Source organism: Aeromonas sp. EU05-FHT14A05 (assembly GCF_058791175.1).
The window spans coordinates 32,165-54,835 of the sequence record NZ_JBYTDH010000009.1 but is presented as its reverse complement, the minus strand read 5'-3'; the positions used below and the strand labels follow the sequence as shown (position 1 = coordinate 54,835).

Sequence of the window (22,671 nt, the reverse complement as noted above, 5' to 3'; positions counted from 1 at the left end):
CGAATTGGTCTGACACAAATATAGAGAGAACTCATCATGGCTTTTAATCTGCGTAACCGTAACTTCCTGAAACTGCTGGACTTCACCCCGCGCGAAATCCAATACATGATCGATCTGGCCATCGATCTGAAAAAAGCCAAATACGGTGGCTATGAGCGCAAGCACCTCACCGGCAAGAACATTGCCCTGATCTTCGAGAAGACCTCCACCCGTACCCGCTGCGCCTTTGAAGTGGCGGCCTTCGACCAGGGCGCCCAGGTCTCCTACCTCGGCCCAAGCGGTTCCCAGATCGGTCACAAGGAGTCCATGAAGGACACCGCCCGTGTGCTGGGTCGCATGTATGACGGAATCGAGTACCGTGGCTTCGGTCAGGAGATCGTCGAAGAGCTGGGCGCCCATGCCGGTGTACCGGTCTGGAACGGCCTGACCAACGAGTTCCACCCGACCCAGATCCTGGCCGACTTCATGACCATGCTGGAGCACGGCAAGGGCAAGCGCCTGGATCAGATCAAGTTCGCCTACCTGGGCGACGCCCGCAACAACATGGGCAACTCCCTGATGGTCGGTGCCGCCAAGATGGGCATGGACATCCGCCTGGTTGCCCCGAAAGCCTTCTGGCCGGAAGAGGAGCTGGTTGCCAAGTGCCGCCAGATCGCCGAAGAGACAGGTGCGCGTATTCACCTGACCGAAGACGTGAAGGAGGGCGTGCTGGGTGCCGACTTCCTCTATACCGACGTCTGGGTCTCCATGGGTGAAGCGAAGGAAGCCTGGGATCAACGGGTCAAACTGATGACCCCCTATCAGGTCAACATGGACGTCATCAACGCCACCAAGAACCCGGATGTGAAGTTCATGCACTGCCTGCCGGCGTTCCACAACGACGAGACCACCATGGGCAAGGAAGTGGCCGACAAATATGGCATGAAGGGTCTGGAAGTGACCGAGGACGTGTTCGAATCCGAGCACAGCATAGTCTTCGACGAGGCCGAAAACCGGATGCACACCATCAAGGCAGTGATGGTTGCTACGCTGGGCGACTGAGGTCGCAGTAGTGGTGCCGGGGGGTGACCCCCGGCTTTTCGACCATGTGACGGCGGCATAATACCTCTAACCCTACGACCCGCAGATACATGGATACCACACCCACAGAAGGAAGCTGGACCATGACCAAATTCAAGTTCCCGTCAGCCTACACCATATTGTTTGTGCTGATCGCCCTGGTGGCCGCCCTGAGCTGGATAGTGCCGGCCGGCAAATACGACATGGTAATGAATGAAGCCCTCGGCAAGGAAGTGCCGGTGGCAGGCACCTACAAGCTGGTGGATGCCAATCCCCAGGGGATCGTCGACGTGCTGCTGGCACCCATCGACGGCCTCTACAACCACGACACCTATGAGGCAGGCGCCATCGACGTCTCCCTCTTCATCCTGATCATCGGCGGCTTCCTTGGCATAGTGACCAAGACAGGTGCCATCGATGCCGGTATCGAGCGCGTCACCGATCGTCTGCGTGGCCGCGAGGAGTGGATGATCCCCATCCTGATGGCGTTGTTCGCCGCAGGGGGCACCATCTACGGCATGGCGGAAGAGTCGCTGCCCTTCTACACCCTGCTGGTGCCGGTGATGATGGCCGCCCGCTTCGACCCTGTGGTCGCCGCCGCGACCGTGTTGCTCGGCGCCGGTATAGGGACGCTCGGCTCCACCATCAACCCGTTCGCCACCGTGATTGCCGCCAACGCGGCCGGCATCTCCTTCACCGACGGCATCTGGCTGCGGGTCGCCATGCTGGTGGCCGGCTGGCTGCTGTGCGTGGCCTACGTGATGCGTTACGCCAAGATGGTGCGCAACGACCCCAGCAAGTCCCTGGTGGCCGACAAGTGGGAGGAGAACCGTGCCCACTTCCTCGGCAACAAGAGCGATCAGATGCTGGAGTTCACTCTGACTCGCAAGATAGTGCTGGGTATCTTCGTCGCCGCCTTCGCCGTGATGATCTACGGGGTGGCCGTGCTCGGCTGGTGGATGGCGCAGATCTCCGGCGTCTTCCTGGCCGCCGCCATCATAGTCGGCCTCATCTCCCGCATGAGCGAGGAGGAGCTGACCTCCAACTTCATCGACGGTGCCCGTGACCTGCTCGGCGTGGCCCTCATCATAGGTATCGCCCGCGGTATCGTGGTGGTGATGGACAACGGCATGATCACCCACACCATCTTGAACAGCGCGGAAGGCATAGTGACCGGCCTCTCCACAGTGGTGTTCATCAACGTGATGTTCGTGCTGGAGGTGGTGCTCTCCTTCCTGGTGCCGTCCTCCTCCGGTCTGGCGGTGCTGACCATGCCGATCATGGCGCCCCTTGCCGACTTCGCCAACGTGGGTCGCGAGCTGGTGGTGACCGCTTACCAATCCGCCTCCGGTCTGGTGAACCTGGTGACCCCGACCTCCGCCGTGGTCATGGGAGGCCTGGCCATCGCCAAGGTGCCCTATGTGCGCTGGCTGAAGTGGGTGGCGCCCCTGCTCGGTATCCTGACCGTGCTGATCGTAGTCTGCCTGAGCCTGGGGGCCGTGCTCTCCTGAGGGATGACAAGCAAGATGCAACGGGAGCCTGAAGGCTCCCGTTTTTTTATGGTCAGGATGACAGGCAACAAAAAGGCGACCCAGGGGTCGCCTTGCTGCATGCGGGCTTGGCTTAGCGCGCCTGCTCCAGGGTGCGCACCACGGCGGCATGGGCCTGGCGGGTGCGGCTGATGTGGCGCGGGGCGATGAGCACCACGTCGTTGCCGGCCACGGCCCCCAGGATCTCGGGATCGGCGTGGCGATCCAGCAGGCGGGCCACCACGGTCGCGGCCCCCGGGGTCGTGTGCACCAGCACCATCTGCTGGTTGTGCACCACGGCGCGCACCATGTCGTGCACGGAGCGGGTGCTGCCGGCGGGTTCCAGCTGCTCGTCAACTAGCGTGTAGACCTTCTTGCCGTTGGCATTCTGGGCCTTGGCGACGCCGAGGCGGCGCAGCAGGCGGGAGATGGTGGACTGGCTGATGTCGGCGAAGCCGCGCTCCGCCAGCTCGCGGCGGATCTCTTCCTGGGTGCTGTAGCAGTGCTGGCCGATGATCTGGCGGCAGGCATCGAGCTGGGCCAGGTCGGACTCCTGTTCCGGGGGGCGACTGAGGGTCTTGACCATGGCGACTTCCTTTGACGATGACAGATGGCTATGGCGCTCAGTCTGTCACGCCTGTTTTTCATAGCGAAAAACACTGATGACGAGCATTTCGGTAGGTGATGAGCGATGTCTAGCCGTTGCGAGATGGCAAATTATAACCAAAGGGGGAATAAGTGATGTGACAGGGGTCAAAAATGGGCCCGATAGGGCCCACATGGATATCAGTTGCAGGCGGAAAATCAGTAGCGTTCGCTGACGATGTCCTGAGTGAAGGATTTCTCGCAGTATTTGCACTTCATGCGCACCGCACCCTTCACTTCGCGCACCCGGAAGTAGCTGTCCACCGGCTCGTTGTGGGAGATGCAGTTGGAGTTGGGGCAGTGGAAGACCCCGGCGATGAACTCCGGCAGCTTCAGCTGGTGCTTCTTCACCACGGCGAAGTCTTCGATGATGTTGACGGTCGCGGTCGGGGCAAACAGCGCCAGCTGGTTGGCCTGCTGCTCGGTCAGCCGGGTGTTCTCTATCTTGATGAGATCCTTCTTGCCCAGGGCGCCGGATTTCAGGTTGAAGCCGACGGTGATCCGCTCCTGGGTCTCGATCAGCTGGAACAGCTTGAGGATCTTGATGCCCTGGCCGGCGGGGACGTGGTCGATGACGGAGCCGTGACGGATGGCTTCGACTTGCAGTTGGTTCTTCTCGGACATGATGTTCCCCTTTTCCCTTAGACGGTTTCGTTCAGTACCAGTGCCAGCAGCGCCTGGCGTGCATAGACCCCGTTTTCCGCCTGCTGGAAGTAGTAGGCGTGAGGGGTCTTGTCGACGGCGACCTCGATCTCGTCGACCCGGGGCAGGGGATGCAGGATCTTCATGGTGGGCTTGGCCCCTTCCAGGGTCGCCAGCTCCAGCACGAACTTGGCGGCCATGTGCTTGTACTCTGTCTCGTCGAAGCGCTCTTTCTGGACGCGGGTCATGTAGAGGATGTCCAGCTCCGGCATCACCTCTTCCATGGTCTCGTGGACGCTGAACTGAATGCCCTTCTCCTCCAGCTCTTCGCAGAGGTAGTCCGGCATCGCCAGGGCCTCCGGGGAGATGAAGAAGAAGCGGCAGTTGAACAGGCTCAGGGCCTGGGCCAGGGAGTGGACGGTGCGGCCGTATTTCAGGTCACCGACGAAGGCCACGTTGAGGCCGTCCAGCTTGCCTTGGGTCTCATGGATGGAGAAGAGATCGAGCAGGGTCTGGGTCGGATGCTGGTTGGAGCCGTCACCGCCGTTGATGACAGGCACCCGGGAGAACTCGGAGGCCAGACGGGCGGCGCCCTCCTTGGGGTGGCGCATCACCACGGCATCGGCATAGGAGCCGATGATCTTGATGGAGTCGGCCAGGGTCTCGCCCTTCTTGGCGCTGGTGTTGCCGCCGTCGGCGAAGCCGATGATGTTGCCGCCGAGGCGCTGTACCGCGGTCTCGAAGGAGAGACGGGTACGGGTGGAGGCCTCGAAGAAGCAGCTGGCGACCAGCTTGTCTTTCAGCAGGCGGGTGTCGGGTTCGGCCTTCAACCGCTGTGCGGTGGCGACCACCAGTTCCATGTCGGACCGGGTCAGGTCCGAGATGGAGATGACGTGTTTGTTATAGAGTGGATTGGTCATCGTCTGCATTCCCTTTGACATCAATGAAGGTTTTTCTGGCACAAAAAAAAGCCCCTGAAACAGGGGCTCTTTTTAAAAACAACTGGGGATCTGTGGGTCGGAAACCGGAAACAACGGGGCCGCTCTGGTGCGCTCCACCCGTCTGCAAGGCTGCTTTTTTCATCAAAAACGGCATCGTCCTGTCCCGACCTTTTTCAAAACCGGACAGATTATAGGGCTGGTTTTTGAATTGTCAAAAATTTATTTCAGAGGCAGGATTTGCCGGTAAAAACGTTTGAGTGTCGCGAACGGGTCGACAAATCCAGACCTTGTGCTCGGGCTGCAGCGGCAAGCCATCTTCGGCCATGCTGCGCAGATAACCGAGCCTGTGGTGCCCCTCCAGCAGGCAATATGGCTGCGGCAGGGGTTGGCCATCTGGGTAGCAGGCACCGGACTCGGGGGCGAGCACTATGATGGGCTCGGACCAGGTGCCCCGGCTCAGCATGTCCTCGCCGAGCCAGGAGCGGCGCACATAGCGGTTGCTGCGCAGCATCTCCCCCCAGCGCTCGATCACCTCCATGTGGCGGGAGCCAATCTGGCTCACGACCTGGGCCGTGTCCCAGGCTTCGCACTCGAAGTGGTGGCGGGCAAGGTCGATAAAGCTCCAGTTGGACTCAAAACCGCGCCAATGGCGGTAAATCCATTGGGTCAGCACATTTTGGGGAATGAAGGGCACCAGGGGAGAGACCCGCTCGAGATAGTCAGGCAGGGACTCGGTTTTGCGCTCATCCCGGAAGTTGAGGGGCGCAAGTTGTTGAAGCAGGCGGTAATTGAGCATGAACGACCTCCCTGTAGCTGGTTTCACCCTACCCCCATTTATGCCCCATTCCTACCCCGGCGGGACTGCAAATACAGCAAGTTACCCCGGCTGGTTGCGGGAATTACCGCGATTTGCTCGTGAATTGTTCGATCGCATCGAAAGTGAGAAAAAAAGCCTTTACCTTTGATCCCGGCTTTGTATAATTCGCCTCGTTTGTTGCAGGGGCGTAGTTCCAATTGGTAGAACAGCGGTCTCCAAAACCGATGGTTGCGGGTTCGAGTCCTGCCGCCCCTGCCATTTTCAGAAAGGCCAGCTCATTGAGCTGGCCTTTCGCATTTCTGCGATCCTCCATTCTGTCCCTTGTTTATCTCTTTATCCTTGATGGTTTGAATCGATATAGCCGTTGTTGTCGGTTGCTCGTGGTTCGTATCTGACGGCTTGCTCACGGGTTAGCCTTGTGTCTGGCTGCGACGGGGTTGATTCTCCAGGTAAATCGAATGGAGAGTCTGTCTATCATAGTTTCAAGCTATGGCGCCGATACTCGGAACAAAATTCACGGTCCCTTCTTGTCTGGCCATAATCGAGAGCCCGGCCACTTTAAGGCCGCCAGCATCAAGGAGATCCCATGTCCCCCCGCTTTAACGAATGGCGTCAGCCTCTGCAACTGGGCGAGACCAGCCTGAACCTGGCCACCATCGGCCGCACTGGTCTGCGTGCTCCAGTCGTCTTCCTGCACGGCTTTGGTTCCACCAAGGAGGATTACGCCGACTTCGTCCATCATCCCGAGTTTGACGATCGCCCTTTCCTGGCCTGGGATGCGCCCGGTTGCGGCGCTACTGCGATAGATGACCCTGCGCAGATCGATCTGCCTCTGCTGGTGGAGACGGCCGTGAAGATGATAGACAGCAGGGGATTTACACGCTTTCACTTGGTGGGGCACTCCATGGGGGGGCTCACCGGCTTGCTGCTGGCACATCTCCAGCCGGAGCGGGTGCTCAGCTTCACCAGCATAGAGGGCAACCTGGCTCCGGAGGACTGCTTCCTGAGTCGCCAGGTGCACGAGCATCCGGCAGAGGGGGACGAGGCTTTCTTCGCCGCGTTTATCGAACGGATCCGCCAGGGGCGCGATTTATCGAGCACTCTCTATGCTTCATCCCTGCGTCACAAGGTACGCACCGAGGCGGTGCGCCCCATCTTCCGCTCCATGGTGACGTGCTCGGATGAGGGGGCATTGCTTGACAAGTTTCTGGGACTGCCTTGCCCGGTTCACTTCATGTATGGAGAGCAGAATGCCCATCTCTCCTACCTCGGCAAGTTGGCACAGGAGGGGGCTCGCTTGACCTCAATCCCCCATTGCGGCCACTTCCCCATGTATTCCAACCCGGTACTGATGTGGTGGGCGTTGGCCGACTTCTTCAACGAGAGTGAACGCATCCTGAACTAATCTGCCCGCGGCCGGTTTGGCACAGCGAGAACTGTGCCATCAAGCCGTTCAGCTACTCAGCAACACTATGGCGAGTATCCCGAAGGCGAGGGCGCTGATACGGTTGATCCAGCTCCCACCTTTCCCTTGTAACCAGCGGCGCGCCTTGCGGGCCGAGAGGATGTAGCCGCCGTGCACCAGGATCATCAGCAGGCAGAAGCTGGTGACCAGCAACAGAAATTGGGGCAGGTAGTCGCGTTCGCGATCGATAAACTGGGGAAGCACGGAGAGGAAGAAAATGAGGGCGTTGGGGTTGGCAAACTGCAGCAAGAGTCCTTCGACGAAGAGGTGGTGGCGCTGAGTCGGGGCTACCTCGGCCAGTGGCGCGGGCACGCTGCGCCACAGTTTCACGCCAAGCCAGGCGAGATAGAGGACGCCGCCATAGCGTACCAGTTCAAAGGTGGTCGGGGAGGCGGCGATGAGCACACCCAGGCTGCTGGCTGACAGGGTGGCAACCGCGAGCACGCCGCAGGTGAGGCCTGCCATGCCGACCAGGGCCGGACCCAGCCCGTGATTGAGGGCGTTGGTGAGGGACTTGAGGGTACTGGGGCCCGGGCTCAGTATGGTCAGGGCCGCCATGGCGAGAAACATCAGGTAGAGGTGCACATTTGCTCCGATACGGGTGACAGGGACGGGCGTATTGTTCAGCGCGCTTGTTCATACGTAAAATCCAAAGAACGTAATGAGACGATTCGTACAGGCTATCAACCATGATCAACTTCAGACTTGTGCGACATCTGTGGCTATTTCTGGCGGTGGCCGAGGAGCGACACTTTGGGCGTGCTGCCCGCCGCCTCGGCATGACTCAACCTCCTCTGACCGAGCAGATCAAGGTGCTCGAGCATGCCCTGCGGGTGAAGCTGTTTGATCGTACCCCCAAGGGCGTGCAGCTTACGCCAGCAGGGCAGGCGATCCTGCCTGCGGTGCGGCGCCTGGCCGATCACCTGGATCACCTGGAGTTGGCGGTGCGGGAGGCGGCATCGGGTCAGGTGGGGCTGCTGACCATAGGGGCCATCACTTCCGCCATGCTCGACGAGTTGCCCAGGGTGATCGAGCGACTCAAGGTAAGCCACCCAGGGGTCACTGTCTCGGTGCGGGAGATAGACAGTGCCGACGCCATTCCTGCACTGGAAAGCGGTGAGCTGGATCTGGCCTTGGTGAGGCTGGCCGGACGGGATGAAGGAAGTATCCGGGTGCACCCCCTCAAGCAGGATCGGCTGGCGGTGGCCCTGCCAGTCACCCACGCGCTGGCAGGGGAAGCATCTGTCCCCCTTGCTGCCCTGGCAGAGGAGCCCTTCGTGCTGTTCCCGCGCTCCCTCAATCCGACCTACTTCGATACCCTGATGGCCTGCTGCCACGAAGCGGGATTTGCCCCCAGGGTGCTGCACGAGGCGCGCACCGTGGCCTCCCAGGTGGCCTTCGTCGGTTGTGGACAAGGAGTGGCCCTGGTGCCGGAGACACTGCACAAGAGCGCACCTGCCAACGTTGTCATTCGACCGCTGGCGGGGGAGGTGCAGGTGGTGACCACTGCGCTGGCCTGGCACAGGGAGCGGCCCCCCGCGCTGCTGGGCTTGTTGTTGACCGAGCTGGCCGGACAGTCGTCCGCTCCCAGTCACCATCACCCCTGAACGGCGGAGGGCGCCTGAAGGAGGAGAGAGGAGGCGAGGATCTTGTGATTTTCGTGACCCACAGCAGCTCCTGTTGCCGAAAATAAGAAAATTGAGGTGATTCACTAAAGTCCAGTGGTGCTGCCGCCGATATCCCTACCAATATGGGGGTATTCCTGGCCTCCTGTCACCACAAGGATTTGTAGTCATGACACTCTCGTTGCGCGGCAAGCTGCTCGCGACCAGCCTGGGGGTAGTGCTGCTGATGGCTGCCCTGCTCGGTATCGTCGCCTTCCACACCCTCAAAACACGGACTCTTGACGCCATCCAGAGCGAGGCGGTCAACTACGGTCACGCCCATTCGGTGGCCATCGGCAACTGGATGGCGGATCGCAAGCACGCGGTCGATGCCCTGGCCGCCGTCATTGCCGACAATCCCCAGGCGACCCTGGTGCCGCACCTGCTGCAGACCCGCACCTCCGGCGGCTTCGGCCTCACCTATTTCGGCTCGGCGCAAGGGGCCATGACCCGCCACGATCCCTCCCTCAACACCGCCAACTACGACCCCAGGGTGCGCCCCTGGTATCAGAGCGCCAGCAAGGCGGGCAAGCTGATCGTCACGCCTCCCTACGTCAGCGTGACCATGCAGCAGATGGTGGTGACCCTGGCGGAGCCGGTGAGTCATCAGGGTCAGGTGATCGGGGTGGCGGGGGCGGATCTCTCCCTGGATGCCCTGATCGACGAGGTGCTGGCCATGAAGGTGCAGGGGGAGGGCTACGCCATGCTGCTGGACAGCTCCGGCCTCATCGTCGGCCACCCGCAGAAGGAGCTGGCCCTGAAGCAGGTGGCCGAGCTGGCCCCCGGCCTCACCGGGGCGACCCTGGAGGGCTGGAGCCGGGACGGCGAGCTGCACGTCGCCACCATAGCGGGGCGTGAGGTGCTGCTGTCGGTGCAGGGGGTGCCAGGCACCGACTGGCTGCTCGCCATGGTGATGTACAAGGATGTGCTGGAGGCGCCCTTCGCCAGCCTGCTGTGGCAGCTGGTGGGGCTGACCCTGGTGCTGCTGCTGGTGTTCAGCGCCCTGCTCATCGCCATGTTCAACTACCTCTTCGCCGATCTCGGCCGGGTGTCAAAGGCGCTGGCCGACATCGCCCACGGCGAGGGGGATCTCACCGTGCAGATCGCGGCTCATAGCAAGGACGAGGTGGGGCTGCTGGCCCAGAACTTCAACCTGTTCGTGGCCCGGCTGCACGGCATCGTCAGCCGGTTGCGGGACGTCACCATCGAACTGGCTGCCCAGTCGCGGACCCAGGCGGCGGGGGCCGAGGCGCGCAGCCAGCGGGTGCGCGAGCAGCAGGACGAGATCGTCATGGTGGCCACCGCAGTGACCGAGATGGCGTCCGCCACCCAGGAGATCGCCGGCAATGCCGAGTTTGCCGCCACCACCTCCGGCGATGCGGTGCGCCTCGCGGTGGCCGGCCAGTCCCAGGTCGGCCAGAGCCAGCGCAGCATCAGCGGCCTGGCGGGGGAGGTGGCCGACGCCAGCCAGACCATTCACGAGCTGGATGGTCATGCCCAGAAGATCAGCGGCATCCTGGCCACCATCAGCGGCATCGCCGAGCAGACCAACCTGCTGGCGCTCAACGCCGCCATCGAGGCGGCCCGGGCCGGGGAGCAGGGCCGCGGTTTCGCCGTGGTGGCGGACGAGGTGCGGGTGCTGTCGCGCCGCACCCACGACTCCACCGCCGAGATCCAGCAGATGATCGAGGCCCTGCAGCAGACCACCCGCCGCGCCGTGGGGGGCATGGAGACCAGCCGTCAGCTGGCGGGCACCAGCGTGGAGGATGCGGAGGCCGCCAACCAGAGCCTGGCGCGGATCAACGAGGCCATAGGTGCCATCAGCGACATGGCGACCCAGATAGCGGCGGCCGCCGAGGAGCAGACCTCGGTCACCGGCGAGATCAGCCGCAACACCGAGAACATCCGCCACGTCTCCCAGACGCTCGCGGCGCAGGCGAAGGAGGAAGCCACCCAGGCCGCCGAGCTCAAGTCCCTGACCGAGCGGCTGGAGCAGGAGATAGGCCGCTTCCGACTCTGATCCTTCCGTCATTCAGCCAAGAGAAAGGGCAGCCCGCGGGCTGCCCTTTTGTGTTGCCGGCTCAGGGGATCTGGCTGACCCAGATCAGCTGGTCGGTGGCAAAGCCGAGCCCCCTGGCCCGCTCGACCAGGGCCTCTACCTTCTCCTTGGGCGGATGGGGTGTGCGGGAGAGGATCCAGAGGTACTGGAGGTTGTAGCTGCTCACCAGGGAGAGGTCATAGTCCGTCGCCAGCACGTTGTAGCTGCCGTAGAAGGGGCCGAAGAAGCTCACCTTGAGGCGCCCCTCATCGCTGTTGCCCACTAAGTAGGCGCGCCCCTCGGCCTCGCGCCACTCCCCCTGTTCGTCCTGCCCCCGGTTGATCACCCTGACGCCGCCGTCATCCCGCAGGCTGTAGCTGGCGGTGACCCGGCTCAGGCCGCGCTCGAAACCGTGATCGAGGCGGGCCACCTCGTACCAGGTGCCGAGATAGCGGTCGAGCTGGAAGGGCTTGACCACCTGGTGCCCCGGTGGAATGCCGGTGCAGGCGGTGGCCAGCAGGGTCAGGGCGAGCAGGATCAGCGTGCGCATGTCATCCCTCCACGATACGCAGTTGTCCCGAGCGGAAGCGTGCCGCGTGTTCGCTCGGGGTGTTGCCGAAGAAGCGTTTGTATTCGCGGCTGAACTGGGAGCCGCTCTCGTAGCCTACCTTGTCCGCCGCCACCCCGGCCTTGAGGCCGTCGTGCAGCATCATCAGCCGCGCCCGGTGCAGGCGCAGGGTCTTGATGTACTGCAGGGGCGAGGTGGCGGTGGCCGCCTTGAAGTGGTGGTGGAAGGCCGAGACGCTCATGTTCGCCTCCCGGGCCAGCTCCTCCACCGTCAGGTTCTCGGTAAAGCGCTGCTCCATGATACGCAGCACCCGGGCGATCTGGCTCACCTGGCTGTGACGGCTGGCCATGGCCAGCAGGGCAGGGGCTCCCCCCTCGTGCAGGGCGTGGAACAGGATCTCGCGCACTATCTGGGGCCCCAGCACCCGGGCGTGGAGCGGCTTGTCCATCACGTCGATGAGGCGCTCCACCGCGCAGAGCATGGTCTCTGAGAGGGGCACCGAGACCACGCCGCGACCCGGCTCCGCCGGGGCGGGGGCGGCATCCCCCATCTCCAGCAGCAGGGCCTGCAGCGCCGCCACGTCGATCTCCACCGAGAGCCCCACCAGGGGGGCTTCGGGGGAGGCGAAGCATTCGCACTCGCAGGGCAGCGGCAGTGTCATCATCAGGTAGTGCTCGGGGTCGTAGCGGAAGGTGAAGTCCGAGAGATAGCCCACCTTGTGCCCCTGCAGGATGATGATCATGCGCGGCCGGTAGAGCACAGGGATGCGGTCGTGGTGCTCGGTGGTGTAGATGAGGTGCACGCCGGGCACGGGGGCGGCGGTGATCCCCGGGTGCGGCGCCAGGGCGGCGAGGCGGCTGGCGAGGGCGGACTGGTGGGTCGCCGCGACGGGCTGATTTGTACTCATTTATCCAGGCTCAGTAGAAATAGGCAAGAAATCGGCAGAAAGCTCCCTTGATGGTAGGTGGTTATAAGAGAAAAATGCAACCCATACCTTACCGACTACGATCACCCCAGGAGATCCCATGAACAACTTCATCCTGCACACCCCCACCAAGGTGCTGTTCGGCAAGGGCCAGGTGGCCCAGCTGTGCGGCCAGATCCCGGCCGACGCCCGTGTCCTCATCACCTACGGTGGCGGCAGCGTGGTGCGCAGCGGCCTGCTGGCACAGATCCGCAGCGAGCTGGCGGGCCTGACCCTGTTCGAGTTCGGCGGCATAGAGCCCAACCCGGCGTATGAGACCCTGATGGGCGCCGTCGAACTGGCTCGCGCCGAGCGGATCGACTTCCTGCTCGCCGTCGGCGGCGGCTCCGTGCTGGACGGCACCAAGTTCATCGCTGCGGCCGCCCACTACGATCTGGCCAGGGAGCCCTGGCACATCCTCGAGACCGTGGGCGGTGAAGTGGCTTCCGCCATTCCCCTCGGTGCCGTGCTGACTCTGCCGGCTACCGGCTCCGAGATGAACATGGGGGCCGTCATCACCCGCAGGAGCACAGGGGACAAGCAGCACTTCTTCTCCCCCTTCGTGATGCCGCGCTTCGCCGTGCTGGATCCCGTGCTCACCTACACCCTGCCGGCCCGTCAGGTCGCCAATGGCGTGGTGGATGCCTTCATCCACACCCTGGAGCAGTACCTCACCTATCCGGTGGACGCCAAGGTGCAGGATCGCTTCGCCGAAGGCCTGCTGCTGACCCTGATCGAGGAGGGCCCCAAGGCGCTGGTGGAGCCGGAAAATTACGACGTGCGCGCCAACATCATGTGGAGCGCCACCCTGGCGCTGAACGGCCTGATCGGCGCCGGCGTGCCCCAGGACTGGGCCACCCACATGCTGGGTCACGAGCTGACCGCCCTGCACGGCCTGGACCACGCCCAGACCCTGGCGGTGGTGCTGCCCGCCCTGCTGCAGGCCAAGCGTGAGCAGAAGCGCGCCAAGCTGCTGCAATACGCCGAGCGGGTCTGGGATCTGCGCAGCGGCAGCGAGGCCGAGCGCATCGACGGCGCGATCAAAGCCACCCGCGACTTCTTCGAGCGGATGGGGGTCAAGACCCGGCTGCGGGACTACGGCCTGGCCGACGCCAATATCGACACCCTGCTGGCCAAGCTCGAAGAGCACGGCATGACGGCGCTCGGGGAGCACGGCGACATCGACCTGGTGCAGAGCCGGCATATTTATGAAGCCGCCTGGTAAGAGGCGATAGACCAGTTCCGGCCTTGTCCGGGGTTGAATCAGGGGGCCCGCTCCCGCCTTGTGGCGGCGGCGCGGCCCCCGAGTCGTTACAAAACGGTTACTTTTTCCCCTTTCATCTCATCTGATGAGCCAACGGCAGATTTCATAAGAACAAAAAACGCTAAGGTAGAGGCTCGGCAAAACATTTTTTTTGACTGGTTGGATCACTTTTTTCAGCGCATTTTGCTGGTATAAGCCACTAATTTGGTTTGTTTTTTTTAATCATGAGCCGGGATGGGCTGAATTCTGTACCCGCTCGCCCGGGGTCGTGGTTGTAATAAAACTCCAAAATTTGATACTAATCACCTTCGCGCCTGAAAAGCGGGGGCCTGACCATGACAGGAGGTTGAGGTAAAGCCTGCTGATTTTCATAACAAAGGGCCCGTGACCTGCACTTTGATCATGCCTTGTCCCCTCAGACATGAGAGACTGGGCAATGATTGTTTATTAACCATCAGGGAATAGTCATGCAGATTGGAATACCGAGAGAGAGTCTCGCCGGTGAGACCCGGGTCGCAGCGACCCCGGCCACCGTCGAGCAGCTGAAAAAGCTCGGCTTCGAGGTCGCCATCGAGGCCGGTGCCGGCCAGCTGGCCAGCTTCGATGATGCCGCCTTCGAGGCTGCCGGTGCCAGCGTGGTGCCGGACGTCTGGCAAGCCGACCTTGTCTTCAAGGTCAACGCGCCGACCGATGCCGAGATCGCACAAATTAAGGATGGTGCCACCCTGGTGAGCTTCATCTGGCCTGCCCAGAACCCCGAGCTGGTCAAGAAGCTGTCCGAGCGCAACATCAATGTGATGGCGATGGACATGGTGCCGCGGATCTCCCGTGCCCAGTCCCTCGATGCCCTCTCCTCCATGGCCAACATAGGTGGCTATCGCGCCGTGGTCGAAGCCGCCCACCAGTTCGGTCGCTTCTTCACCGGTCAGATCACCGCCGCCGGCAAGGTTCCACCCGCCAAGGTGCTGGTGATCGGTGCCGGTGTGGCCGGTCTGGCTGCCATCGGGACTGCCGGTTCCCTCGGCGCCATAGTGCGTGCGTTTGACACCCGCCTGGAAGTGGCCGAGCAGATCGAGTCCATGGGTGGGCAATTCCTCAAGCTGGACTTCGGCGGCGAAGATGGCGCCTCCAGCGACGGTTATGCCAAGGTGATGAGCGAAGAGTTCATCAAGGCCGAGATGGAGCTGTTCGCCCAGCAGGCCAAGGAAGTGGACATCATCATCACCACCGCCCTGATCCCGGGCAAGCCGGCACCCAAGCTGATCACCAAGGAGATGGTGGACAGCATGAAGCCGGGCTCCGTCATCGTGGACATGGCGGCCCAGGCCGGCGGCAACTGCGAATACACGGTACCGGGTGAACTGCATGTCACCGACAACGGCGTCAAGGTGATCGGTTACACCGATCTGCCGGGTCGTCTGCCCGCCCAATCCTCCCAGCTCTACGGCACCAACCTGGTGAACCTGATGAAGCTGATGTGCAAGGAGAAGGACGGCAAGGTCGCCATCGACTTCGAAGACGTGGTGCAGCGCAACATGACGGTGATCCAGGCCGGTGAAGTGACCTTCCCGCCCCCCGCCATCTCCGTCTCCGCCGCACCGCAGAAGCCGGCCGCCGCCAAACCGGCAGCCAAGAAGGAAGAGGCCAAGCCCTCCAACAAGAAGTTCGTGTTCGGTGCCCTCGGCATCGCCGCCTTCGGTTGGGTCGCTGCGGTGGCACCTGCCGCCTTCCTCTCCCACTTCACCGTCTTCATCCTGGCCTGCGTGGTCGGTTACTACGTGGTGTGGAACGTTTCTCACGCCCTGCACACGCCGCTGATGTCGGTCACCAATGCCATCTCCGGCATTATCGTGGTCGGTGCCCTGCTGCAGATTGGGCAAGGGTCGACCCTGGTCACCGTATTGGCCTTTATCGCCGTGCTGATTGCCAGTATCAACATCTTCGGTGGCTTCACCGTCACTCAGCGCATGCTGAAGATGTTCCGTAAGGATTAAGGGGGTTTAACGTGTCTCAAGGACTGGTAACAGCATCCTATATCGTTGCCGCCGTGCTCTTCATCCTCAGTCTCGCGGGACTGTCGAAGCAAGAAACGGCCAAGCATGGCAACCTGTTCGGTATCGCGGGGATGGCCATCGCCCTGCTCGCCACCGTCTTCAACCCGGAAACCAGTGGTGTGCACTGGATCATCCTGGCCATGGTCATCGGCGGCGCCATCGGCGTGCGGCTGGCACTCAAGGTCGAGATGACCGAGATGCCCGAGCTGGTGGCCGTGCTGCACAGCTTCGTGGGCATGGCGGCGGTGCTGGTGGGCTTCAACAGCTTCATCGACTTGCACCCCTCTGCGCCCGCTGAGGTGGTCGTCTCCGTCGGCTCCAACCTGGATGCGACCCTGGCTGCGGCCCGGGCGGCGTTCGAGCAGGCGGCCAGCGTCGCCCAGGTCGAGCACCTCTCCGGCGCCATGCTGAACATCCACCTGGTGGAAGTGTTCCTCGGCGTCTTCATCGGTGCCGTGACCTTCACCGGTTCCGTGGTGGCATTCGGCAAGCTGCGTGGCCTGATCTCTTCCAAGCCGCTGATGCTGCCGCACCGCCACAAGCTGAACCTGCTGGCCGTGGTGGTCTCCATCGCGCTGATGATCCACTTCGTCAACGCCGGTGGCTCCACCTTCGCCCTGCTGCTGATGACCCTGATCGCCTTCGCCTTCGGCTGGCATCTGGTCGCCTCCATCGGCGGTGCCGACATGCCGGTCGTGGTCTCCATGCTGAACTCCTACTCCGGTTGGGCGGCGGCGGCGGCGGGCTTCATGCTCTCCAATGACCTGCTGATCGTGGTGGGTGCCCTGGTGGGTTCCTCCGGTGCCATCCTCTCTTACATCATGTGCAAGGCGATGAACCGCTCCTTCATCTCCGTCATCGCCGGTGGCTTCGGCTCCGACGGTGTGGCCTCCACGGCCGATCAGGAGATGGGCGAATACCGCGAGACCAACGCCGAAGACGTGGCCGACATGCTGAAGAACGCCAGCTCCGTCATCATCACCCCGGGCTATGGCATGGCGGTGGCGCAGGCCCAGTACCCGGTTGCCGAGATCACCCACAAGCTGCGCGAGCGCGGCGTCAAGGTGCGCTTCGGTATCCACCCGGTGGCCGGTCGTCTGCCTGGTCACATGAACGTGCTGCTGGCGGAAGCCAAGGTCCCCTACGACATCGTGCTGGAAATGGACGAGATCAACGAGGACTTCAGCGACACCGACGTGGTGCTGGTGATAGGTGCGAACGACACCGTCAACCCGGCCGCCATGGAAGATCCGGGCAGCCCCATCGCCGGCATGCCGGTGCTGGAAGTGTGGAAGGCGCAGAACGTCATCGGCTTCAAGCGCTCCATGAACACTGGCTACGCTGGCGTTCAGAACCCGCTGTTCTTCAAGGAGAACACCCAGATGCTGTTTGGCGATGCCAAGGCCAGCGTCGAGGCCATCCTGAAGGCGCTCTAAGCGTCGATGGGATGAGACAAGAGGAGGCTTCGGCCTCCTTTTTTATTGCCCGCTTTTCACGGAGGCAGGCAAGACATTGATGGCAAAGGGCCCTGGCCGGGAGGGGGGATCCATTGCCGGCGGCAGGGCAGCAATCCGGTGACGTTGCCCTCGCTGGAAGGCATAATGGCGGCAAAAGGCGAGGGGGCTCAATTTTATTTGAGGCTCGTGCCACTAGAATCAAATAAAGTGACATGGACTGGGTGGCCCGGCGGGCGGCCCTCCAGATAGCACCCATACCCTCATACGATGCCTGCGGCACAGTGAACCAGAGAAACCACAGATGAAAGCACAATGGACCGACTTTATTACTCTGCTCAAGCGTGAAGTGGTGCCGGCCCTGGGCTGCACCGAGCCCATGTCGGTGGCGCTGGCCGCCGCCAACTGCCGCAAGCTGCTGGGGCAGGATCCTACCCGTATCAGCGTCTGGGTCAGCGGCAACCTGTTCAAGAATGGCATGGGGGTCGGGGTCCCCGGCACCGGCATGATAGGCCTGCCGGTCGCCGCCGCCGTCGGCATCACGGGGGGCAACCCGGATGCGGGTCTGGAGGTGCTCAAGACCCTCACTCCGGCCCAGGTGGACGCCGCCAAGGCGCTGCTGCCCATCATCAAGGTGGATGTGAAGGACGTGCCTGACGTGCTCTACGCCGAGGTGCTGGCCGAGACCGACGGCCACAGCGCCCGGGTGGTGATCTGCACGGATCACACCCGCATCGTGCTGCTGGAGAAGGATGGCGAGGTGCTGATGGAGCAGGACAGTGCCCCCGGGGTGCAGATCCAGCCCGCGAAATCCGACAAGCCCGCCATGACGCTGCGGGAGATAGTGGAATTTGCATTGCAGGCGCCGCTGGGCGAGATCGACTTCATCCGCGAGGCCGCCACCATGAACCAGGCGCTGGCAGATGAAGGCCTGCAGGGCTATGGCCTGCGCATCGGCAAGATCCTCACCGAGCAGGTGGAGCGCAAGCTGCTCTCGGACGATCTGATGACCCTGGCCATGCGCCTCTCTTCTGCCGCGTCGGATGCGCGCATGGACGGCGCCATGCTGCCCGCCATGTCCAACTCGGGCTCGGGCAACCAGGGCATAGCCGCCACCATGCCGGTGGTGGCCGCCGCCCGCTTCCTCAAGGCCGATGACGAACAGCTGGCCCGGGCGCTGGTGATGAGCCACCTGGTGGCCATCTACATCAAGGCCTACCAGAACAAGCTGTCGGCCCTGTGCGCCGCCAGCACCGCCGCCATGGGCTCGGGCGCCGCCATCACCTGGCTGCTGGGGGGGCAGTTCGAGCAGATCAGCCACTGCATCAACAACATGATTGGCGACGTCTCCGGCATCATCTGCGACGGTGCAGGCAGCGCCTGCTCCATGAAGGTGTCGACCTCCACCTCGGCGGCGGTCAAGTCGTCGCTGATGGCCATCAACAACCTGCACGTGCCTCAGAGCGAGGGCATAGTCTCCGACGACGTGGACCAGACCATAGCGAACCTGGGCCGCCTCTCGAAACAGGGGATGCTGGACACCGACATAGAGATCATCAACATCATGCGGGCCAAGCAACAAGGCAAGGCCAGCTGATGAGGGGGGCGGCACTGGCCGCCCCCGGTTTTTACAGCCATTGACGTCACCCCGAACGGGGGGCGTGCCGCCACGATGCGGCGAGTTTCGGGGCGAGGTGCAGGGTGCGCCCGTCCATCCATCTCGGGCCTCGCCCGTTTATTTTTGGGGAATATCATGACTCTTAGCGTTATCGGTAATCTGGCCATCCTGGTCATGTTGCTGCTGTTTCTCTACCGCTTGCAGCAGACCCACGTCAGCTTCACCCGCCGTGTCTTCTCGGGGCTGGGGCTCGGGGTCCTGTTCGGCTGGGCCTTGCAACTGCTGTACGGCGTCGGCTCCGAGGTGCTGGTCCAGACCGGCGACTACCTGGATCTGGTCGGCAGCGGCTATGTGAAGCTGCTGCAGATGATCATCATCCCGCTCATCATGGTCTCCATCATAGGCGCCATCCTCAAGCTCTCCGGCGGCAGCGCCCTCGGCAAGATCAGCGCCCTGACCATAGGGGTGCTGATCTTCACCACCATGATCGCCGCCGGGGCCGGGATACTGATGTCCAACCTGTTCGGCCTGAGTGCCGAGGGGCTGGTTGCCGGCGCCGCCGAGACGGCCCGTGGCGCGGCCCTGCAGACCAGCCTCGGCAGCGTCGAGAGCATGTCCCTCGCCAAGATGGTGCTGGAGTTCATCCCGGCCAACCCCTTCCTCGACATGACGGGGGCGCGCAAGACCTCCACCATAGCCGTGGTGATCTTCTCCATCTTCATCGGCCTCTCCGCCACCGGCATCGCCCGCAAGCAGCCCGAGATCTTCGCCAGCTTCGAGCGCTTCATGGGGGTCGCCCACGCCATCGTCATGCGGATGGTGACCCTGGTGCTGCGCCTCACTCCCTATGGCGTGCTGGCGCTGATGGCCAAGGTAGTGTCCGGCTCCAACTACGCGGACATCATCAACCTGCTGAACTTCGTGCTGGCCTCTTACGGTGCCATCGCCATCATGTTCCTGGTGCACCTGCTGCTGGTGAGCCTGGTGGGCATCAACCCGCTGCGCTTTCTGAAGAAGATCATGCCGGTACTGGCCTTCGCCTTCACCTCGCGCACCAGTGCGGGCTCCATCCCGATGAACGTGCAGACCCAGACCCGGGCCCTCGGCATCCCGGCGGGCATCGCCAACTTCGCCGCCTCCTTCGGCGCCACCATTGGCCAGAACGGCTGCGCCGGCATCTACCCGGCCATGCTGGCGGTGATGATAGCCCCGACCGTGGGGGTCAATCCCCTGGATCCCGGCTTCATCATGACGCTCATCGCCATCATCACCGTCAGCTCCTTCGGGGTGGCCGGTGTGGGGGGCGGGGCCACCTTTGCGGCGCTGATCGTGCTCTCCGCCCTGGACTTCCCGGTGGCCCTGGCGGGGCTGCTCATCTCCATCGAGCCCCTCATCGACATGGGCCGTACCGCCCTCAACGTCTCCGGCTCCATCACCGCCGGCACCCTCACCAGCCGGTTGATGGGGCAGACCGACATGGCCGTCTTCAACGGCGATGCCGAGGTAAGCCTGGACGGGGAAGAGTCCGCGGTCTGACCTGGCCTCATCTTCTGATTTGTATATGAAAAGGGGAGGCGAAGCCTCCCCTGTCGTGACTGGAGTCAAGCTATGCGTATTGTGATCATCGGTGGCGAAGCCGCCGGTATGAGTGCGGCGGCAAAGGCGCGCCGTCTGGCCAGGGACGCCGAGATTGTGGTGTATGAAGCCTCAGAGGTGATCTCCTTCGGCGCCTGTGGTCTGCCCTACTTCGTGGGGGACGATTTCCAGGAGCCCGGCTACATGGCCGAGTTCACCCCGGAGCAGTTCGCCGCCAAGGGGATAGAGGTGAAGATTGGCCACAGGGTGCTGAGTCTGGATGCAGCCGCCCAGACCCTGATCGTCGAGCACAAGGGCGACAGCTTCAGCGATCGCTACGATCGGCTGATGATCGCCACCGGTGCCCGCGAACAGATGCCCCCCATCCCCGGCCTGCAGCAGCATGGGGTATTCGGCCTTCGCCGCATGGCCGACGGGCTGGCGCTCAAGGCCGCGGTGCAGGATCCGCGCAGCAAGAAGGCGGTAGTGATCGGCTCCGGCTTTATCGGGCTGGAGGTGGTCGAAGCCCTGGTCCATCAGGGCAAGGAGGTGCGTCTCATCGAGCTGGCAGACAGGGTCATCCCCGAGGCGTTCGATGGCGAGATCACCCAGCACATCGAGACCGAGCTGCGGGAGCAGGGGGTCTCTCTGCATCTGGGGGAGCGCGTCCAGGCCTTGCTCGGTGAAGGTCGGGTAACCGGCGTGCGCACCGACCAGGGGGAGTACGAGGCCGATATCGTCGTGGTCTGCACCGGGGTCAGACCCAACACCGAGTTCCTGGCCGATACCGGCATAGAGCGGCTCGGCAATGGCGCCATCAAGGTGGACCGTCAGGGGCGCAGCTCGCTCGCCAATGTCTGGTCTGCGGGGGATTGCGCCAGCGTCTGGCACAGCGTGAAGCAGCAGCAGGTCTATGTGCCGCTCGCTACCATAGCCAACAAGCTGGGGCGCATGGTGGGGGAGAACCTGGCGGGGGCCGAACAGGAATTCCCGGGCACGCTCGGCTCGGCGGCGCTCAAGGTGCTGGGGCTGGAGGCGGGCCGCACCGGTCTTTCCGAGCAGGAAGCCAAAGCGATGGGCATCGACTATCGCACCGTGGTGATAAAGGACAAGTGCCACACCAACTACTGCCCGGGCCAGTCCGACATCCACGTCAAGCTGGTCTATGAGGCGGGCAGCAAGCGGCTGCTGGGGGGCCAGATCCTGGGGCGCAAGGGAGCGGTACACCGCATCGACGCCCTGGCGGTGGCCATCACCATGGGGGTGACCACGGATCAGCTCGGCATGCTGGACTTTGCCTACGCGCCACCCTTCTCCCGCACCTGGGACGTGCTTAACGTGGCGGGCAACGTGGCCAAGTAGCTGGGCAGTCATGGCGGCGCTTGCCTATGCGCTCTTTTTCCATGCTTGGGATGCACTCAACGTGGCGGGCAACGTCGCCAAGTAGCTGAATGAAGATGACGGCGCATGCAGGGCGCCGTCATGGGAGGCGCACTCTGCGGGCAGATTGCAGCCATAAAAAAACCGATGCCAAGGCATCGGTTTTTTGTCCCCGTCATGCTCAGCCGCGGCCGAGGCGATTGTCCGGGTAGTTCTTGGCCAGCACTTCGCGGGCGTGGCGGGCCAGGGTCGGCATCTTCAGGGTATCGTAGGCGTTGACCATGATCTCCAGTGCCTTCTCTGTCTCCACTGTGTCGGGATAGGTCTCGACCACCAGCTTGGCGCGGTTGGCGGCGGCGATCAGGGCATCACGCTTCACGTAATACTCGGCCACCCCCAGATCGTAGCGGGCGAGGCGGGTCTTCAGACCGACCATGCGGGCACGGGCATCGGCCGCATACTGGCTGTTCGGGTAGTTCTGCAACAGGGTCTTGAAGTCCTGGAAGGCCTGACGGGCGTAGGAGGGGTCCTTGTCGTCCCGATCGATGCCCAGGAAGTCCTGGAAGAAGTTGTAATCCGCCGCCATGTTGGTCAGACCGCGCATGTAGAACACGTAATCGATGTTCTTGTGCGCCGGGTTGAGGCGGATGAAGCGGTCGATATTGGCGATCGCCTGGGCGGTATCATCCTGCTTGTAGTAGGCGTAGATGAGATCGAGCTGCACCTGGTTGGAGTAGGCGCCGAACGGATAGCGCGAGTCCAGCGCTTCCAGCAATTCGATGGCATTCAGGTAGTTGCCTGTGTCCAGTTTGAGACGAGCTTTCTGGTACAGAACTTCCGGCGGTTCGTCGGGAACCTTGGGTTTGGTGCTGGAACAGCCAGTGATCAGCGTAGCGACCAAGGCGAGCGACATCAGCAGGCGAGACTTCTTTCCCATCAACAACATCCGGTCCATTTCCACGAAATTGGCAAAGTATCCGTTATGCTTGGCTAA

19 protein-coding genes and 1 tRNA gene are annotated in these 22,671 nt (G+C 62.7%); 12 read left to right on the top strand and 8 right to left on the bottom strand.

Annotated elements, in window-relative coordinates; translation table 11 throughout:
- Positions 1–36: 36 nt before the first annotated feature.
- On the top strand, positions 37–1,041 hold the full coding sequence (argF, locus tag AC3WR3_RS13790) for an ornithine carbamoyltransferase (RefSeq protein ID WP_202047623.1): 1,005 nt from the start codon (positions 37–39) through the stop codon (positions 1,039–1,041).
- A gap of 122 nt (positions 1,042–1,163) precedes the next feature.
- Positions 1,164–2,570 carry a YfcC family protein gene (locus AC3WR3_RS13785; RefSeq protein WP_139437958.1) on the top strand — a complete coding sequence of 469 codons (1,407 nt, stop codon included), beginning with the start codon at positions 1,164–1,166 and terminating at the stop codon, positions 2,568–2,570.
- 112 nt (positions 2,571–2,682) lie between these two features.
- Here the strand turns inward: AC3WR3_RS13785 and AC3WR3_RS13780 are convergent, their stop codons facing one another.
- The 4 genes from AC3WR3_RS13780 to AC3WR3_RS13765 all read right to left on the bottom strand — a co-directional run bounded on the left by AC3WR3_RS13780 (position 2,683) and on the right by AC3WR3_RS13765 (position 5,612).
- The gene (locus tag AC3WR3_RS13780) at positions 2,683–3,174 is read right to left on the bottom strand and encodes an arginine repressor (RefSeq protein ID WP_025328663.1); all 492 of its coding nucleotides are present in this window, start codon (positions 3,172–3,174) and stop codon (positions 2,683–2,685) included.
- A gap of 218 nt (positions 3,175–3,392) precedes the next feature.
- The gene (gene pyrI / locus AC3WR3_RS13775) at positions 3,393–3,857 is read right to left on the bottom strand and encodes an aspartate carbamoyltransferase regulatory subunit (RefSeq protein WP_005324452.1); all 465 of its coding nucleotides are present in this window, start codon (positions 3,855–3,857) and stop codon (positions 3,393–3,395) included.
- A 17-nt stretch (positions 3,858–3,874) separates the two neighbouring features.
- Positions 3,875–4,795 carry an aspartate carbamoyltransferase gene (gene pyrB / locus AC3WR3_RS13770; RefSeq protein ID WP_005324450.1) on the bottom strand — a complete coding sequence of 307 codons (921 nt, stop codon included), beginning with the start codon at positions 4,793–4,795 and terminating at the stop codon, positions 3,875–3,877.
- A gap of 232 nt (positions 4,796–5,027) precedes the next feature.
- The gene (locus AC3WR3_RS13765; RefSeq protein ID WP_492292114.1) at positions 5,028–5,612 is read right to left on the bottom strand and encodes a hypothetical protein; all 585 of its coding nucleotides are present in this window, start codon (positions 5,610–5,612) and stop codon (positions 5,028–5,030) included.
- Positions 5,613–5,814: 202 nt separating this feature from the next.
- Between AC3WR3_RS13765 and AC3WR3_RS13760 the strand changes: the two genes are divergently transcribed.
- Together AC3WR3_RS13760 and AC3WR3_RS13755 are read left to right on the top strand one after the other, a co-directional pair.
- Positions 5,815–5,891 (top strand) — tRNA-Trp (locus AC3WR3_RS13760).
- 328 nt (positions 5,892–6,219) lie between these two features.
- Positions 6,220–7,038: an alpha/beta fold hydrolase gene (locus tag AC3WR3_RS13755; RefSeq protein WP_492292113.1), complete on the top strand. Its 819-nt coding sequence runs from the start codon at positions 6,220–6,222 to the stop codon at positions 7,036–7,038.
- 48 nt (positions 7,039–7,086) lie between these two features.
- On the opposite strand, the gene AC3WR3_RS13750 is transcribed toward AC3WR3_RS13755, so the two are convergent.
- Positions 7,087–7,683 carry a LysE family translocator gene (locus tag AC3WR3_RS13750; protein WP_492292112.1) on the bottom strand — a complete coding sequence of 199 codons (597 nt, stop codon included), beginning with the start codon at positions 7,681–7,683 and terminating at the stop codon, positions 7,087–7,089.
- Between the two features lie 104 nt (positions 7,684–7,787).
- Between AC3WR3_RS13750 and AC3WR3_RS13745 the strand changes: the two genes are divergently transcribed.
- Positions 7,788–8,705, top strand: a complete 918-nt coding sequence (locus AC3WR3_RS13745) for a LysR family transcriptional regulator (protein WP_454009162.1) — start codon at positions 7,788–7,790, stop codon at positions 8,703–8,705.
- 187 nt (positions 8,706–8,892) lie between these two features.
- Positions 8,893–10,782: a methyl-accepting chemotaxis protein gene (locus tag AC3WR3_RS13740; protein ID WP_404837354.1), complete on the top strand. Its 1,890-nt coding sequence runs from the start codon at positions 8,893–8,895 to the stop codon at positions 10,780–10,782.
- A 61-nt stretch (positions 10,783–10,843) separates the two neighbouring features.
- Here AC3WR3_RS13740 and AC3WR3_RS13735 read toward each other — a convergent pair whose 3' ends face one another.
- On the bottom strand, positions 10,844–11,350 hold the full coding sequence (locus tag AC3WR3_RS13735; RefSeq protein ID WP_492292111.1) for a lipocalin family protein: 507 nt from the start codon (positions 11,348–11,350) through the stop codon (positions 10,844–10,846).
- 1 nt (position 11,351) lies between these two features.
- Complete coding sequence (locus tag AC3WR3_RS13730) at positions 11,352–12,275, bottom strand: AraC family transcriptional regulator (RefSeq protein ID WP_139437943.1); 924 nt, start codon at positions 12,273–12,275, stop codon at positions 11,352–11,354.
- Positions 12,276–12,393: 118 nt separating this feature from the next.
- On the opposite strand from AC3WR3_RS13730, the gene yqhD reads away from it, so the two are divergent.
- The 6 genes from yqhD to AC3WR3_RS13700 all read left to right on the top strand — a co-directional run bounded on the left by yqhD (position 12,394) and on the right by AC3WR3_RS13700 (position 21,659).
- Positions 12,394–13,557, top strand: coding sequence for an alcohol dehydrogenase (gene yqhD, locus AC3WR3_RS13725; RefSeq protein WP_492292110.1), 1,164 nt, complete (start codon positions 12,394–12,396; stop codon positions 13,555–13,557).
- Between the two features lie 506 nt (positions 13,558–14,063).
- A complete protein-coding gene (locus AC3WR3_RS13720) occupies positions 14,064–15,590 on the top strand; it encodes a Re/Si-specific NAD(P)(+) transhydrogenase subunit alpha (protein WP_492292109.1) in 1,527 nt (508 codons plus the stop codon).
- Positions 15,591–15,601: 11 nt separating this feature from the next.
- On the top strand, positions 15,602–17,086 hold the full coding sequence (gene pntB / locus AC3WR3_RS13715) for a Re/Si-specific NAD(P)(+) transhydrogenase subunit beta (RefSeq protein ID WP_139437938.1): 1,485 nt from the start codon (positions 15,602–15,604) through the stop codon (positions 17,084–17,086).
- A 322-nt stretch (positions 17,087–17,408) separates the two neighbouring features.
- The gene (locus AC3WR3_RS13710) at positions 17,409–18,701 is read left to right on the top strand and encodes an L-cysteine desulfidase family protein (RefSeq protein WP_492292108.1); all 1,293 of its coding nucleotides are present in this window, start codon (positions 17,409–17,411) and stop codon (positions 18,699–18,701) included.
- A 156-nt stretch (positions 18,702–18,857) separates the two neighbouring features.
- Positions 18,858–20,258: an L-cystine transporter gene (locus AC3WR3_RS13705; protein ID WP_492292107.1), complete on the top strand. Its 1,401-nt coding sequence runs from the start codon at positions 18,858–18,860 to the stop codon at positions 20,256–20,258.
- 72 nt (positions 20,259–20,330) lie between these two features.
- Positions 20,331–21,659: a CoA-disulfide reductase gene (locus tag AC3WR3_RS13700; protein ID WP_492292106.1), complete on the top strand. Its 1,329-nt coding sequence runs from the start codon at positions 20,331–20,333 to the stop codon at positions 21,657–21,659.
- Positions 21,660–21,858: 199 nt separating this feature from the next.
- Here AC3WR3_RS13700 and AC3WR3_RS13695 read toward each other — a convergent pair whose 3' ends face one another.
- On the bottom strand, positions 21,859–22,614 hold the full coding sequence (locus AC3WR3_RS13695; protein WP_162852238.1) for an outer membrane protein assembly factor BamD: 756 nt from the start codon (positions 22,612–22,614) through the stop codon (positions 21,859–21,861).
- Between the last annotated feature and the right edge of the window lie 57 nt (positions 22,615–22,671).